This window comes from Streptomyces sp. UW30 (assembly GCF_008042075.1).
GTDB lineage: Bacteria > Actinomycetota > Actinomycetes > Streptomycetales > Streptomycetaceae > Streptomyces.
The window spans coordinates 592,189-607,952 of the sequence record NZ_RDBN01000037.1 but is presented as its reverse complement, the minus strand read 5'-3'; the positions used below and the strand labels follow the sequence as shown (position 1 = coordinate 607,952).

The following is a 15,764-nucleotide window of genomic DNA, read 5'->3' as shown; positions in this document are numbered from 1 at the left end:
CGCACCTTTCTTGAGAGAAGTGACAAGGGGGCGAGGCCCCCGTGTGTTCTCGGACTCGAGTCCCCCCGTGCTTTCTCAGACTAGGGGGCGCCACTGACAACGCCGGTCGGATTCCCGGATGCGGTAACAATCCCCGGCCATCCAGCATGCCCGACGCCACGACCGACCCTATAGCACGCGCATTCGATTTACGGCACTCGTTCACCACCTTCACCCAAAGGTGTGGCGGGGCTAGTGTCAGCACCATGATTGATCACGCTCGTGACCTGGTGTCTGTACGTGAAGCGACCGATCGGCTGCTCACCGCAGCGGCCAAACTGGACAACGCCTCGGTGGCCGAGCCGTCACGGCTCCCCGGCTGGAGCCGCGGCCATGTCCTCGCGCACATCGCCCGCAATGCGGACGCCCTCGTGAACGTCCTTGAAGGACGTCCCATGTACGTCTCCGCCACCGCCCGGGACGCCGACATCGAGCGCGACGCCCCGCGCGCCCTCGACGTCCAGCTCGCCGACGTGCGTGAGAGCGGCGGCCGCTTCCAGGAAGCGGGTGCCGTGCCCGCGGACTGGGCACGCACGGTCGAGCTCCGCAACGGGGTCACCGACGCGGCGGCCCGGGTGCCGTTCCGGCGCTGGGTCGAGGTGGATCTGCACCACGTCGATCTCGGAATCGGGTACGAGTTGGAGGACCTGTCGGCGGAGTTCCTCGAGCGGGAGATCGACTTCCTCTCGGAGCGTTTCGCCGGGCACCCCGATGTGCCGCCGACCGAGCTCACGGACGGCACGCGCGCGTGGAGCACGGGCCGGGAAGCGGGCGCTCCCGAGGTCACCGTCCGAGGCACCGCACCCGACCTGCTCGGCTGGCTCGCCGGGCGGCGCGACGGGTCGGGACTGACGGTGGCGGGCGGCTCGCTGCCGTCGCTGCCCCCGCTGTAGCGCCGGGAGGGCCCTCGTCCGCGTAACGCCGGGAGGGCCCTCGTCCGCCCGGCCGCTATAGGCTGCTGACATGACGTACAGCGGACAGGTGACGGTCGGTGGCCCCGCCGACGTGCATGAGCTCAAGGACCTGATGATCACCAAGATCGCGGTCGGCCCGATGGACAACAACGCCTATCTGCTGCGCTGCCGGGCCACGGACGAGCAGCTGCTGATCGACGCCGCCAACGACGCGGACACGCTGATCGGCATGATCGGTGACGACGGCATCGCGTCCGTCGTCACCACGCACCAGCACGGCGACCACTGGCAGGCGCTCGCCGCGGTCGTCGAGGCCACTGGCGCGCGCACGTACGCCGGCCGGGACGACGCCGACGGCATCCCGGTGCCGACCGAGGTCCTGGTCGACGACGGCGACACCATCCGGGTGGGGCAGGTGGAGCTCACCGCGCGCCACCTGGTCGGGCACACGCCGGGTTCGATCGCGCTCGTCTACGACGACCCGCACGGGCATCCCCATGTGTTCACCGGGGACTGTCTGTTCCCCGGCGGTGTGGGCAACACCCGCAAGGATCCGAAGGCGTTCGACAGCCTGATCCACGACGTCGAGACGAAGATCTTCGGCCCACTGCCCGACGAGACGTGGGTCTACCCCGGGCACGGCAACGACACGTCGCTGGGCGCCGAGCGGCCGCATCTGCCGGAGTGGCGCGCGCGGGGCTGGTAAGCACGGGGCTTGGTAGGCGCGGGGCTGGCAGGCGCGCCGAGCGGGAGCGTGCAGGGCTCATAACAGCGCGTCGGGCTCGTGAACGCGCGGCACACGCGCCCGGATGCGATGGAGCACGAGCGCGGCGAGCGTGCGCCCCCGCGCACGCGCCCCGTGTGAATCGTTCACACGCGCTGGTGTCAAACGCGCGCTCCCGGCGCACGTGGTTGCGCAGTCAACTGGAAGCAGCCCCGCCAGGATGACGGCTCCTGAGCGGAAAGGGCCGCCGGTCTCTCAATCCCCGCCCTCGACCGGCGGCCCCGGCAAGCTCGTCCCACGCCGGCCGCGCTGAGTGTTCCCGGTGGCGTGCCGCGGGACGTGTTCACAGGACCGCAACACCCGTTCCCAATATGCGGACTTTCACCGTCGTGATCTCGACAAAGACGACGATGTACTGTCAATCTCGCGCCATGCACCCTGCCCCCCACGCCCTGCGCCGCGCCGTCGCCGTCGCCACGACCGCCCTGCTCGCCACCGCTCTCGGCTGTGCTCCGCAGCCGGAGGACAAGGCCGCCGACGCGTCGTCCGGTTCGGCCGGGACCTGCGCCAAGGGCGAGTTGGCCACGAAGACCTCCGGCAAGCTGACCATCGCCACCGACGAGCCGGCGTACGAACCCTGGTTCAAGGACGACAAGCCCGCGGGCGGCGAGGGCTTCGAGTCGGCGGTCGCCTACACCGTGGCGAAGCAGCTCGGCTACGACAAGAGCGCCGTCGTCTGGCAGAGCGTCCCCTTCAACAAGGCCTTCGCGCCCGGCGAGAAGACCTTCGACTTCGACATCAACCAGGTGTCGATCAGCGACGAGCGCAAGAAGGCCGTGGACTTCTCGTCCGGCTACTACGACGTCCGCCAGGCCGTCATCGCACTGAAGGACACCAAGGCCGCCAAGGCGAAGAGCATCGCCGATCTGAAGGGCCTCAAGCTGGGCGCACAGGTCGGCACCACCAGCCTGAACTACATCGACGACGTGGTGAAGCCGACCCAGGAGGCCGCCGCGTACGCGAAGAACGACCAGGCCAAGTCGGCGCTGAAGAATGGGCAGGTCGACGCCATCGTGGTCGATCTGCCGACCGCGTTCTACATCACCGCGGCCGAGGTGACGGACGCGACGATCGTCGGCCAGTTCGAGAACCAGGGCGCTGCGCCCGAGCAGTTCGGGCTCGTGCTCGACAAGGGCAGCGCGCTCACTTCGTGTGTGACGGACGCCGTGGACGCCCTGCGTGAGGACGGCACCCTGGACAAGCTCGAGCAGCAGTGGCTGTCCGACGCCGTCGACGCCCCGGTACTCAAGTGACGGTCACGAAGGAGGAGTCCGGCCAGGACGGCGCGGACGACAACGGCGGCATGTCCGGCGGGGGCGACGGCTACGTCCCCTCGCAGCGGCGTCTCGACCGCGAGCGCTACAAGCGTGCCCGCGCCCGCCGAGCCACGGCCATCGCCGCCCTCTCCACCCTGGTCACCGGCGTCGTCCTCTACCTGGTCGTGGTGAACGCGCCGGGCTGGGCGAGGACCAAGGAGACGTTCTTCGACTGGGGGTACGCGCGCGAGGCGTTCCCCAAGGTCCTCGAAGGGCTGTGGCTCAACGTCCGGCTGCTGCTCATCTGCGGGGCGGCCGTGCTTGTCCTCGGGATGCTCATCGCCGTCGCCCGCACACTGCGCGGCCCGGTGTTCTTCCCGCTGCGGGCACTGGCGGCCGCGTACACGGACTTCTTCCGGGGCCTTCCGCTCATCATTAACCTCATGATCGTCGTGCTCGGCGTCCCCGCGCTGCGGCTCCAGGGCGTGACCGTCGATCCGGTGCTGCTGGGCGGTACGGCACTGACGCTGACGTATTCGGCGTACGTGGCCGAGGTGTTCCGCGCGGGCATCGAGTCCGTCCACCCCTCGCAGCGCGCCGCGGCACGCTCCCTCGGACTCACCAACCGGCAGGCGCTGCGGCATGTCGTCCTGCCCCAGGCCGTACGCCGTCAGGTGCCGCCGCTGCTGAACGACCTGGTGTCGTTGCAGAAGGACACCGGGCTGGTGTCGATCGGCGGCGCGGTGGACGCCGTACGGGCCGCGGACATCATCGTGGGCCGCAGCCTCAACTACACGCCCTACATCGTCGCCGGCCTGATCTTCGTGGCGCTGACCATCCCGATGACCCGCTTCACGGACTGGGTGACGGCCCGCATGGACCGCCGGCGCGCCCAAGGAGGAGCCCTGTGAGCGACGCACCTGTGCTGCGCATGGAGTCCGTCCGCAAGACCTTCGGCGACTCGGTGGTGCTGCGGGACGTCGACCTGGAGGTCGCCCCGCACACGGTGACCGCACTGATCGGCGCCTCCGGCTCCGGCAAGTCCACGCTGCTGCGGTGCGCGAACCTGCTGGAGGACATCGACGACGGCGCGATCTGGCTGGACGGCGAGGAGATCACCGACCCGCGCGTCGACCAGGACGCCGTACGTCGCCGTATCGGCGTGGTGTTCCAGGCGTACAACCTCTTCCCGCACATGACGGTCCTGGAGAACATCACCCTCGCCCCGCGCCGGGTGCACGGGCAGTCCCGTGCCGAGGCCGAGGCACACGCGCGTGAGCTGCTGGAGCGGCTGGGGCTGGCCGACCGGGCGGGCGAGTACCCGGACCGGCTGAGCGGCGGTCAGCAGCAGCGCGTCGCGCTCGTCCGCGCCCTGGCCGTACGTCCGCGGCTGCTGCTGCTCGACGAGATCACCGCCGCCCTCGACCCCGAGCTGGTGGGCGAAGTCCTCGCCGTCGTCCGTGACTTGAAGGCGGACGGGATGACGATGGTGCTGGCCACGCACGAGATGGGGTTCGCCCGCGAGGTTGCCGACCAGGTTTGCTTTCTGGACGGAGGCGTGGTGCTGGAGCGCGGCACGGCCGAGCAGATCTTCGGTGATCCGCAGCAGGAACGCACCCGGCGCTTCCTGCGGCGGATCGTGGAGGCGGGACGCCTGTAAGGACCGCTCGCCATGGTCGAGTGGTCCTTACAGCCCTCCCCATTCACCTCTCACGTGTCGGCCTGCCCCGCCCCCGCCAGCGCCGCGACCCGCTCCACACCGAACACATAACCCTGCACACCGCACCCCGCGATGACCCCGTCGGCGCGCAGCGAGACGTAGGAGTGGTGCCGGAAGGACTCGCGCTTGTGGATGTTGGAGATGTGGACCTCCAACACCGGAATGCCGTCACAGGTGTTGAGCGCATCCAGGATCGCCACGGAGGTGTGCGAGTAGGCACCGGGGTTGATCACGATCCCGCAGTGGTTCAGCCGTGCCTCGTGGATCCAGTCAACCAGCTCACCCTCGTGGTTGGACTGCCGGAAGTCGATCGTGCCGCCGTGCGCGGCCGCCGCCTTGGCGCACAGGGCCTCGACATCGGCCAGGGTCTCGGAGCCGTAGATCTCCGGCTGGCGCTGGCCGAGCAGGTTCAGGTTGGGGCCGTTGAGGATCATGATCGGGGCGTTGGCCAGGGTGCGGGGCACGGTTCCTCCGGTCCGTTCGCGGTGGGGCGGTCCATCGATGACCGCTGCTCAGACCCCGGTTTATCACGATGCGCCGGCCGTGCCTCGCCGCCTACCCTCCGGGCATGACCACGATCTCGTACCCTGCCAAGCCCTCCCCGGGTGATCGCGTCGCCATCGTCTCGGCCGCCGCGGGCCTGCCCGGACTGTTCCCGCTCCCCTACGAACTGGGCCTGGAGCGGCTGCGCAAGGACTACGGGCTCGAACCAGTCGAGTACCCGACGACCCGCAAGATGGGCGCGACGCCGCAGGAGCGCGCCGACGACCTCCACGCCGCCTTCGCCGACCCCGGCATCAAGGCGGTCATCGCCTCGATCGGCGGCGACGACCAGATCACCGTGCTGCCGCTGCTGGACCGGGAGTTGATCCGGGCGAACCCGAAGCCGTTCTTCGGGATGAGCGACAACACGAACCTGCTCATGTTCCTCCGCAACACCGGGATCATCGGCTATCACGGCACGAGCGTGATGTGCGAGCTGGGCCGTCCCGGCACCATGCACCCGCAGACCGCCGACTCCCTGCGGGCGGCGCTGTTCACCTCGGGTGAGTACGAGCTGCGCCCGGCCGAACGCTGGAACGACATCAACCGGGACTGGGCCGACCCGGCGACCTTCGACGCGGAGCCGCAGACGCGGCCCGGCACCGGATGGAGCTGGGTGAATGCCGACCAGGTGGTGGAAGGCCGCAGTTGGGGCGGCTGCCTGGAGATCGTCGGCTGGCTGCTGATGGCGGACCGGGAGATCCCGCAGGACCTCTCGGAGTTCGACGGTGGTGTGCTGCTGCTGGAGACGTCGGAGGAGATGCCGAGCGCCGACGAGGTCTTCTGGACGCTGAGGAACATGGGCGAGCGCGGACTGCTCCAGCGCTTCTCGGCACTGTTGATGGGCCGTGCGAAGACGTGGTCCTTCGAGCAGCCCAACGGCCCGGAGGAAGCCGCTCGTTACGCCACCGAGCAGCGCGAGGCCGTGCTGCGCGCCATGGGCGTGTATGCCCCCAACACGCTGATCGTCTTCGACGTGGACTTCGGCCACACCGATCCACAACTCGTGATCCCTTACGGCGGCTACGTCCGCGTCGACGGGGCCGCCCGGCGCATCACCGTCACATACTGACGAGGCCGACCGCCCCCGCGCGCCCCCGTAACCGGTGGTCACCGTGGGTAGTTGACGCAGCATGCACGACGCACGCACCGTAAGGGCGCCCTCCATGTTGCGGCTCTCGGCCGCCTCGCTCGCCGGGACGGCCATCGAGTTCTACGACTTCTTCGTCTACGGGACCGCGGCGGCACTGGTCCTGGGGCCGCTGTTCTTCCCGACCTTCTCGCCGGTGGCGGGGACCCTGGCCGCCTTCGCGACCTTCGGGGTCGGCTTCATCGCGCGGCCCCTGGGTTCGGTGCTGTTCGGGCACATCGGGGACCGGCGCGGACGCCGGCCGGTCCTGATCGCCTCACTCCTGCTGACCGGCGCCTCCACGGTCGCGGTCGGCTGCGTACCGACGTACGACACGATCGGGATGGCCGCTCCCCTGCTGCTGCTCGTGCTGCGCTTTCTGCAGGGGCTCGGACTCGGCGGCGAATGGGGCGGCGCCGTCCTGCTGACCGTGGAGCACGCGCCCGAGGGGCGGCGCGGTCTGTGGTCGAGCTTTCCGCAGGTCGGGCCGGCGCTGGGCTTCCTGCTCGCCAACGGTGTGGTGCTGGGGCTGTCGGCGACCCTGTCCGAGGCGCAGTTCGCCGCGTGGGGCTGGCGGGTGCCGTTCTGGGCGGCGGGCGTGCTCGCGATCGTGGGGCTGTGGCTGCGGTCGTCGCTCACCGAGAGTCCCCGGTTCCTCGAAATCGACGAGCCCGCGCGTGTGCCGCTCGCCGAGGTCGCGCGCGGCCACTGGCGGCTCGTACTGCTGACGGCCGGGGCGCTGTCGATCGGATACGCGATCTTCTACACCGTGACGACCTGGTCCCTCGCCTACGCCACCGAGCAGCTCGGTGTGAGTCGGGGCGTCATGCTGACCTGCATCATGGGCGCGGTAGTGGTGAAGGGCTCGCTCACACCGGTCGTCGCGATCCTCGGCGATCGGTACGGCCGCCGGCCGCTGTGCCTGATCGGGTGCACCGCGTCCGCCCTGTGGATGTTCCCGCTGGTCGCTCTGCTCGCCACGGGTGAGCCGCTGCTGATGTTCCTGGGCTTCCTCGGGGCGATGCTCTCGTTCATCACGATGTTCGCCGTGATCGCCGCGTATCTGCCCGAGCTGTACGAGCCCCGGGTGCGCTGCACCGGCGCCGCGGTGGGCTACAACCTCGGCGGAGTCCTCGGGGGCGCGCTCACGCCGATCGTGGCCACGGCGCTCGTCGAGCAGGGAGGTCGGGTGCCCTGGGGTGTGGGGGCGTATCTCACCGGGGTCGCGCTGCTCAGTCTGGGGTGCTTCGCGCTGCTGCCCGAGACGCGTCCGGTGCCTGCGCCGGCTGCGGAGCCCGCCACCGGGTGACTGGCTCCGCGGCCGACACGGCTTCACGGGTTGATCGCGAGCTCCAGATACGCCGCGAACAGCACCAGGTGGACGCCGCCCTGGAGCGGTGTCGCCCGCCCCGGTACGACCGTCAGGGAGCTCACCACCACCGTCAGGGCGAGCAGCACCATGTGAGTGGGGCCGAGGCCGAGGACGAGCGGACCCGAGAGCCAGATCGAAGCCAGGGCCACCGCCGGGATGGTCAGGCCGATGCTGGCCATCGCCGAGCCGAGAGCAAGGTTGAGACTGGTCTGCACGCGGTCACGGCGGGCGGAGCGCAGCGCGGCGATCGTCTCCGGGAGCAGCACCAGCAGGGCGATGATCACGCCGACGACGGCATGCGGCAGGTCGGCCGCCGCCACTCCGGACTCGATGGTCGGCGAGACCCCCTTGGCCAGGCCCACCACGCCGATCAGGGCCAGGCCCAGCAGCCCGAGGCTGATCAGGGCCATGCGACGGGTGGGCGCGTCGGCGTGGTCGTCCACGGTGATCACGTCGCCCTGCCGGGTGATGGGGAGGAAGTAGTCCCGGTGGCGGACGGTCTGCGTCGTCACGAACAGGCCGTACAGGATCAGCGAGGAGATCGCGGCGAACGTCAGCTGTACGCCGGAGAACTCCGGGCCGGGCTTGCTGGTGGTGAACGTCGGCAGCACCAGACTGAGCGTGGCCAGGGTGGCCACCGTCGCGAGGGCGGCACCGGTGCCCTCGGGGTTGAAGACGGCCGTGCGGTGCCGCAGCGAGGCGACCAGCAGGCACAGGCCGACGATGCCGTTGCAGGTGATCATCACGGCGGCGAAGACCGTGTCCCGGGCGAGGGTGGAGCTCTTGTCGCCACCGTCCGCCATCAGGGTCACGATCAGGGCGACCTCGATGATCGTGACGGCGACGGCGAGGACGAGGGAGCCGAAGGGTTCGCCGACCCGGTGGGCGATCACTTCGGCGTGGTGCACGGCGGCCAGAACCGCCCCGGCCAGGATCAGCGTCACCAGCGCGACGACCGCGCCGGGCAGGTCCCGTCCCCAGGTGAAGACCAGCAGGACGACCGCGAGCACCGGCACGAGGGTCGTCCACTGGGTAGTGAGCGGCCTGAGCCGAGCGATCATGGAGCGATCGTCGCAGAGGCCTTGAGGGTTCGCATTCCGGTCGGTGGGGTGGTCAGGTGGCCCCGCGCCCTCGGGATGAACCTCGGGATGCGGGGCCCCTGTGCTTCGTATGTCGCTACGCGAAATCGGTCATCTCCTGTACGTCGCAGTCCGTGAACGACGGCGGCGTGGTGCACAGCGCGGCCATCTGCTCCGCGAACTTGGTCGTCTCGGGCTCTTCGCTGTTGCGCATGGCGTCCTCGTAGGAGTCGAACTCGATCACTACGAGGTAGCGGTTGGCCTGCGCCCTGTCCTTGAGGACGAGTCGGCGCGTGGGACCGCCGCTGCGGCCCGCGAGGAGCTGTTCGGTCTCTTGGGCCAGCTCGCGCATCTCGTCGATGCGGTCGGTCTCGAAGTCGATGATCTGCACGAACTTCATGGGTGCGTCCACGAGTGCCTCCACCCTGCCGTGGTGTCCCCGGCCGGGACACCCAGCACCCAAAGAAGCACCGGGAGCGGTGCTCGGCAATTCGCTGGGCACCACTCCCGGTGTTGGTTCTTCCTACGTCCGACGTGGTCAGACGTCGATGCTGTCCTTCGGAGCGCCTTCGCTCCGCTCCTGCGCCGCCTCGGCCGCCGCCTGCTTCTTGGAGGCCCGGAGGCTGGTGATCGTCGTGACGATCAGGACCGAGCAGATCACGCCGAGCGAGACCGGGATGCTGATCTCGGGGACGTGGACCCCGGACTCGTGCAGGGCGTGCAGCACCAGCTTCACGCCGATGAAGCCGAGGATGATCGACAGGCCGTAGCTGAGGTGGACCAGCTTCCTCAGCAGACCGCCGATGAGGAAGTACAGCTGCCTGAGACCCATCAGCGCGAACGCGTTGGCCGTGAACACGATGTACGGGTCCTGCGTCAGGCCGAAGATCGCCGGGATGGAGTCCAGGGCGAAGAGCACGTCCGTGGTGCCGATCGCGAGCATCACGACCAGCATCGGGGTCATGACCCGCTTGCCGTTCTCCCGGATCCACAGCTTGGTGCCGTGGTAGCGGTCGGCGACACCGAACTTGCGCTCGGCGGCCTTGAGCAGCTTGTTCTCCTCGAACTCCTCGTCATCCTCGTCGGCCCGGGCCTCCTGGATGAGCTTCCAGGCGGTGTAGATGAGGAAGGCGCCGAAGAGGTAGAACACCCACGAGAAGCTGGTGATGATGGCGGCGCCCGCGGCGATGAAGATCGCGCGCAGCACCAGGGCTATGAGGACACCGACCAGCAGCACTCGCTGCTGGTACTGGGACGGCACGGCGAACTTCGCCATGATCAGAACGAAGACGAAGAGGTTGTCGACACTCAGCGACTTCTCGGTGATGAAGCCGGCGAAGAACTCACCGCCGGCCTGTCCGCCACCGAAGATCAGCAGGCCGAGCCCGAAGAGGCCCGCCAGGGCGATCCAGACGACCGTCCAGATTCCGGCTTCCTTGATTGATACGTCGTGCGGCTTGCGGCCGATGAAGAAATCGACCGCGATCAGGGCGGCAAGGCCCACGATGGTCAGGACCCATAGGGTCGTGGAAACTTCCACTGCGCCTCCGGCAGTCGTAACGGCAAATGTCAGCGTCGTCGCGCGCCGGAGGTCTCTTCCACCCAAGATGGGCCGACGCCCCGGGATCTGGCCTGATCCGTATTGACGGGTACGCCGCAGCAGACAGGGAGTACTCCCCTCCGTGGGACAAACAGTACCTCAATCACCAAGGAAAGGTAAAGTGCTTGGCAAAAGAAATGCCAAGTGTGCAGGTCAGAGGCTCTTTACCTGTGCTTGGAGCGGGCTGCCGCAACCTGCGCCAGCACGTGCTGGAGGACCTGGCTGCCGGGCGGCACGAGCGGGGGCTCGTAGGTCCAGGCGTGCCCCACCCACGGGTCCGCGAGGTGATCGTCCGGCACCGGGGTGAGTCGCATCAGCGCACGCCACAGCGGGTCGAGCAGCGGGCCGTAGCCGGCGGCCTCMTCGCGGTCGGCGACCATCATCAGGTGGACGCCGACGGCGGGACCCTCGTCCGCCAGGTAGCGCAGCTGGTTCACGGCCCGGTCGTCGAAGCCGTGCGGGAAGTCGTTGACGATCAGCAGCTGCTGGGCGGTGTCGAAGTCGGGCGGCAGCGAGTCGGGCRCGCCGGCGCGCAACGCCATCTGCACCAGGTCGACGCGCTGCGTGAGTCGCGCGAGGACGTCCGCGACTCCGGCCGCACCCACGGCGGGCGGGGCCGCGAGCACACCGGTCTGCACGAGGGGTGCGAGCGCCTGCGCGCCCGAGCCGGCCGGATCGATGACGTGCACCGTGAACTCGCCCGCCGGATAGACGGCGAGCAGCCGGGCCGCGTGCGCCACAGCCGTCTCCATCGCGAGACGGCGCATGTCGTGGGAGTCGGTGAAGGAGCCGTCGAGTGATCCACCGCGTCCGCTGTCGATCCACAGGCCGCGCTCCAGCGGCAGCCGGATCAGCATCGGGATGTGCAACTCGGCGCTCTCGGGGAGGTGGAGCTCACCCAGGCGCAGGGCCATGGGGATCTCCATCGGAACGCGGTAGCCGTGCCAGACGGGGTTGTCCCAGCGCGCGTAGGCGGGCGGCAGCGCGGGTTCGACGACCTCGGACTCCGCGGTGAGCTGGGCGAGGTCCCTGTCGAGCGTCGCCCTGGCCTGGTTGACGAGCTGTGCGTGCTTGGCCTGGGCCGCCTCGCGGGCGGCGTCGCCCTGGCCGCCGATCCGGCTGCGCGGGTCCGACAGGACCTGGTCGAGTTCCTTGTCCATGCGCGAGTCGGCGAAGTCGACCGCGCTGCGATACGCGGCGGTCGTGCGGGCCAGGTCCTCGAACATGCCCCACACCTGGTTGTACAGCCGCTCGTCCATGGACCAGCCGGTGGCATCGCCCGCGACGGGCTGCGCGGGCTGTCCGGGCTGCGCCGGGGGCGCAGTCGGCGGGGGCGGCGGCGGAGCCGCGTTCTGCCGGCGCGGGTGGCTGTAGTCGATCGGGCCGCCGGACGTGGGAGTCGACGGCTGGCCGGGGTCGCCGGCGCCGGTTCCGCCCTGATACGACGGCTGCGGCGCGGGCTGTCCCGGCATGCCCGGGCCCTGCGTGCCGTACGGGGAGTTCGGCGGAGGGGTCGGCTGGCCGGGCGTCTGGTTGCCGTAGGGCGACGTCGGCTGGGGTGACGCGGGGCCGGTGGCGCCCTGCGGCGCGGTACCGCTCTGGTCCGGACCCAGTGCCGGCGCGGCGGCCTGCCGGGAACGGTCACCGTCCGCGCGCGGCGGGGGTGCCGGAATCGAGCGGGCCACGCCCTGGGCCACCGCTTCGTTGATGCCGCCGGCGAGTTGGTGGGCCTGGGGCAGTCCCTGGTCGGTGAAGAGATCGGCGAGGCCGCCGGCGTAACCCTGGCCGATGGCGCGGACCTTCCAGGCGCCCTGGCGGCGGTAGAGCTCCAGGGCGACGACGGCGGACTCGGCCTCCAGGCCGGTGACGGTGTAGCTGGCGACCTCGGTGCCGTCGAGGCCGGTGACCGCGACGAACGGGGTCGGGACGGCGCCGAAGCGGGTCGGGCCTGCGCCCCCCGTCGGCAGGGCGAGCAGCACACTGACACGGTGGACGGCTTCCGGCATGGCGTCCAGGTCCACCGCGAGACGATGGTCCGCGGCCGCCTGCCGGGAGACCTCGAGGCCGGGCAGGGTCGGGGCGCCGGGGTGGGCCACCCATTCGACGCCGTGGATCCTGCCCTGCTCGTCGCCGAGCGTGGCGGCGGCCACGATCGGCGTGCCGGCCGAGACCCGGATCTCCAGACGGGCCTGGGAGAGCGGGTGGTTCTGCCCCCGCACCAGCTCGGCCGTCATGCCTTCGTCCCCCTGTGTCAGTTGTCGTGTCGTGTGCCGCCCGCCGGGCGCCTTACGTGTCCTACAGGTGCGGCAGGATCGCCGGCATCAGGTCCTGGAAGGTGCGGCCGTTGGCCGGGGTACCGAGGGCCGTCATCGCCCAGCCCGGGCCCGTGCGGTGCACCTTCGCCATGATCTGGGCCGTGTAGGCGCCGCCGCCCGCGAGCGTGTAGCGGGCGAGCTCCTGGCCGTTGGTCTCGTCGACCAGGCGGCAGAACGCGTTCTGCACCTCCTGGAAGGTCTGGCCCGTGAAGGAGTTCACGGTGAAGACGATCTGGTCGATGTGGACCGGGATGCGGGCGAGGTCGACGAGGATCGCCTCGTCGTCGCCGCCCTGGCCGACACCGCCGACGAGGTTGTCACCGGTGTGGCGCACCGAGCCGTCGTCACTCACCAGGTGGCGGAAGAAGACGACGTCGACGGGCTGCTTGTCCGCGAACAGGACGGCCGAGGCGTCGAGGTCGACCTCCCGCGTGCGCGAGCCGAACAGGCCGCGCCGGGGAGCCGCCTGCCAGCCGAGACCCATGCGCACCGCGGTCAGGCTGCCTCCGTCGTTCTTCTGCAGACTGATTGCCTGACCCTTGGTCATGTTGACGGTCACGTGCTGATTCCCCTCTCGAACTGTCCCCTGTTGGCCGCGGAGTCCGCGGATGACGAGAACCCTACGCAGGGGCACTGACAGTGACGTACCCCGGTCCCCACTTTGTGTCGGTCTTGCAACACAGCGAGTACGGGGAGCCGGTGGACAACCACGCGGGCGGCGCCGGCCCACAGTGCGGGCCGGCGCCCTGCGGGCCCGTCAGGCCAGGCCGGCCTCCTTCATCTGACGCAGTTCCTTCTTCATCTCGGACACCTCGTCGCGCAGCCGGGCCGCGATCTCGAACTGCAGATCCGCGGCCGCGGCGCGCATACGCTCCGTCAACTCCTCGATCTGCTCGGCGAGATCCGCCGCCGGCCGGTCGGTCGGTACCGTCTCCTTGCCCTTGCCCTTGGCGGACTTGGCCGCCTTCGCGCCCTTGGCCGCCTTGTCGCCGAGCGAGGGCACCGGGGCCTTGGTGCCCCGGCCGTCCTTCTTGGCGCGGTAGCCGCTGCCGAGCAGCTGCTCGGTGTCGACGTCCTCGCGGGCGATCTGCGCGACGATGTCGTTGATCTTCTTGCGCAGCGGCTGGGGGTCGATGCCGTTCGCCTTGTTGTACGCGACCTGCTTCTCCCGGCGGCGGTTGGTCTCGTCGATGGCCTTCTCCATCGCCGGGGTGATCTTGTCGGCGTACATGTGGACCTGGCCGGAGACATTGCGCGCCGCACGGCCGATGGTCTGGATGAGGGAGGTGCCGGAACGCAGGAAGCCCTCCTTGTCGGCGTCGAGGATCGCCACCAGGGACACCTCGGGGAGGTCGAGGCCCTCGCGCAGGAGGTTGATGCCGACCAGGACGTCGAACTCGCCTGCGCGCAGCTCCCGCAGCAGCTCGACACGGCGCAGCGTGTCGACGTCGCTGTGCAGGTAGCGCACGTGGATGCCGAGCTCCAGGAAGTAGGCCGTGAGGTCCTCGGCCATCTTCTTGGTGAGGGTGGTGACCAGGACGCGCTCGTCCTTCTCGACGCGGGCCCGGATCTCGTGCACCAGGTCGTCGATCTGGCCCTCGGTGGGCTTGACGACGACTTCCGGGTCGATGAGGCCGGTGGGGCGGATGATCTGCTCGACCTGGCCGTCCCCGCGGGAGAGCTCGTACTTGCCCGGGGTCGCCGACAGATAGACGGTCTGTCCGATCCGCTCCTGGAACTCCTCCCACTTCAGGGGACGGTTGTCGAGGGCGGAGGGCAGGCGGAAGCCGTGGTCGACGAGGGTGCGCTTGCGGGACGCGTCGCCCTCGTACATGGCGCCGATCTGCGGCACGGTGACGTGCGACTCGTCGATGACGAGCAGGAAGTCGTCCGGGAAGTAGTCCAGCAGGGTGTTCGGCGGGGAGCCGGGCTCACGGCCGTCGAAGTGCATCGAGTAGTTCTCGACACCGGAGCAGGAGCCGATCTGGCGGAGCATCTCGAGGTCGTACGTCGTCCGCATCCGCAGGCGCTGGGCCTCCAGGAGCTTGCCCTGCTTCTCCAGTTCGGCGAGGCGCTCGCCCAGCTCCTTGTCGATGTCGTTGACGGCCCGCTCCAGGCGCTCGGGGCCCGCGACGTAGTGGGTGGCCGGGAAGACGTATAGCTGCTCGTCGTCGCTGATGATCTCGCCGGTGAGCGGGTGCAGCGTGGACAGGGCCTCGATCTCGTCGCCGAACATCTCGATGCGGACGGCGAGCTCCTCGTAGACCGGGAAGATCTCGATGGTGTCGCCGCGCACCCGGAAGGTGCCCCGGGAGAAGGCAAGGTCGTTGCGCGTGTACTGGATGTCCACGAAACGGCGCAGCAGTTGGTCCCGGTCGATCTCGTCGCCGACCCTGAGGGGGACCATGCGGTCCACGTACTCCTGCGGTGTGCCGAGGCCGTAGATGCAGGAGACCGAGGCGACCACGATGACGTCGCGGCGGGTGAGCAGCGAGTTCGTCGCGGAGTGGCGCAGGCGCTCGACCTCCTCGTTGATCGAGGAGTCCTTCTCGATGTAGGTGTCCGACTGCGGGACGTAGGCCTCGGGCTGGTAGTAGTCGTAGTAGGAGACGAAGTACTCGACGGCGTTGTTCGGCAGGAGCTCGCGGAACTCGTTCGCCAGCTGGGCGGCCAGTGTCTTGTTCGGGGCCATCACCAGGGTGGGGCGCTGGAGCTTCTCGATCATCCACGCGGTGGTCGCGGACTTGCCTGTGCCGGTCGCGCCGAGCAGGACGACGTCCTTCTCACCGGCTTCGATGCGCCGGGCGAGATCGGCGATTGCCTGTGGCTGGTCGCCGTTGGGCTGGTAGGGGCTGACGACCTCGAAGGGCGCCACCGTGCGTTCGATGCTGGAAACGGGCCGCATGGGATCCACCGTACGACCCCCCACTGACAACGCGGTCCGATCAGTGGTTCTGCGGGGTCCTGGAGCCTCGGGTTCCGGCGGTGCGGCGGGGCCGCAGCGGGGGGCGGC

General features: G+C 69.6%; 14 protein-coding genes. 7 read left to right on the top strand and 7 right to left on the bottom strand.

Annotated features, from left to right (window positions below):
* The first annotated feature begins 245 nt into the window (after positions 1-245).
* The 5 genes from EAO75_RS21345 to EAO75_RS21325 all read left to right on the top strand — a co-directional run bounded on the left by EAO75_RS21345 (position 246) and on the right by EAO75_RS21325 (position 4,653).
* The gene (locus tag EAO75_RS21345) at positions 246-932 is read left to right on the top strand and encodes a maleylpyruvate isomerase family mycothiol-dependent enzyme (protein WP_147996662.1); all 687 of its coding nucleotides are present in this window, start codon (positions 246-248) and stop codon (positions 930-932) included.
* A gap of 70 nt (positions 933-1,002) precedes the next feature.
* The gene (locus tag EAO75_RS21340) at positions 1,003-1,659 is read left to right on the top strand and encodes an MBL fold metallo-hydrolase (RefSeq protein WP_147996661.1); all 657 of its coding nucleotides are present in this window, start codon (positions 1,003-1,005) and stop codon (positions 1,657-1,659) included.
* A 449-nt stretch (positions 1,660-2,108) separates the two neighbouring features.
* Positions 2,109-2,990 carry an ABC transporter substrate-binding protein gene (locus EAO75_RS21335; RefSeq protein WP_147996660.1) on the top strand — a complete coding sequence of 294 codons (882 nt, stop codon included), beginning with the start codon at positions 2,109-2,111 and terminating at the stop codon, positions 2,988-2,990.
* Entirely contained in the window at positions 2,987-3,904 is a 918-nt protein-coding gene (locus tag EAO75_RS21330; RefSeq protein WP_147996659.1) for an amino acid ABC transporter permease, read from the top strand. Before EAO75_RS21335 ends, EAO75_RS21330 begins: the two co-directional genes overlap by 4 nt.
* Positions 3,905-3,924: 20 nt before the next feature.
* On the top strand, positions 3,925-4,653 hold the full coding sequence (locus EAO75_RS21325) for an amino acid ABC transporter ATP-binding protein (RefSeq protein WP_147998001.1): 729 nt from the start codon (positions 3,925-3,927) through the stop codon (positions 4,651-4,653).
* Between the two features lie 50 nt (positions 4,654-4,703).
* Here the strand turns inward: EAO75_RS21325 and aroQ are convergent, their stop codons facing one another.
* The gene (gene aroQ, locus EAO75_RS21320) at positions 4,704-5,177 is read right to left on the bottom strand and encodes a type II 3-dehydroquinate dehydratase (RefSeq protein WP_147996658.1); all 474 of its coding nucleotides are present in this window, start codon (positions 5,175-5,177) and stop codon (positions 4,704-4,706) included.
* A gap of 104 nt (positions 5,178-5,281) precedes the next feature.
* On the opposite strand from aroQ, the gene EAO75_RS21315 reads away from it, so the two are divergent.
* Both EAO75_RS21315 and EAO75_RS21310 read left to right on the top strand, forming a co-directional pair.
* On the top strand, positions 5,282-6,328 hold the full coding sequence (locus EAO75_RS21315; RefSeq protein WP_147996657.1) for a S66 peptidase family protein: 1,047 nt from the start codon (positions 5,282-5,284) through the stop codon (positions 6,326-6,328).
* Positions 6,329-6,422: 94 nt separating this feature from the next.
* Complete coding sequence (locus EAO75_RS21310) at positions 6,423-7,694, top strand: MFS transporter (protein ID WP_147996656.1); 1,272 nt, start codon at positions 6,423-6,425, stop codon at positions 7,692-7,694.
* Between the two features lie 23 nt (positions 7,695-7,717).
* Here the strand turns inward: EAO75_RS21310 and EAO75_RS21305 are convergent, their stop codons facing one another.
* The 6 genes from EAO75_RS21305 to uvrB all read right to left on the bottom strand — a co-directional run bounded on the left by EAO75_RS21305 (position 7,718) and on the right by uvrB (position 15,656).
* Entirely contained in the window at positions 7,718-8,818 is a 1,101-nt protein-coding gene (locus EAO75_RS21305) for a calcium:proton antiporter (protein ID WP_147996655.1), read from the bottom strand.
* Positions 8,819-8,933: 115 nt separating this feature from the next.
* Positions 8,934-9,236 (bottom strand): hypothetical protein, encoded by a 303-nt coding sequence (locus tag EAO75_RS21300; protein WP_147998000.1) that lies wholly within the window; start codon positions 9,234-9,236, stop codon positions 8,934-8,936.
* 138 nt (positions 9,237-9,374) lie between these two features.
* Positions 9,375-10,376 (bottom strand): TerC/Alx family metal homeostasis membrane protein, encoded by a 1,002-nt coding sequence (locus EAO75_RS21295; RefSeq protein WP_147996654.1) that lies wholly within the window; start codon positions 10,374-10,376, stop codon positions 9,375-9,377.
* 224 nt (positions 10,377-10,600) lie between these two features.
* Positions 10,601-12,670, bottom strand: coding sequence for a TerD family protein (locus EAO75_RS21290; protein ID WP_147996653.1), 2,070 nt, complete (start codon positions 12,668-12,670; stop codon positions 10,601-10,603).
* Positions 12,671-12,731: 61 nt separating this feature from the next.
* A complete protein-coding gene (locus EAO75_RS21285) occupies positions 12,732-13,310 on the bottom strand; it encodes a TerD family protein (RefSeq protein WP_147996652.1) in 579 nt (192 codons plus the stop codon).
* A gap of 198 nt (positions 13,311-13,508) precedes the next feature.
* On the bottom strand, positions 13,509-15,656 hold the full coding sequence (gene uvrB, locus EAO75_RS21280) for an excinuclease ABC subunit UvrB (protein ID WP_147996651.1): 2,148 nt from the start codon (positions 15,654-15,656) through the stop codon (positions 13,509-13,511).
* Positions 15,657-15,764 lie beyond the last annotated feature (108 nt).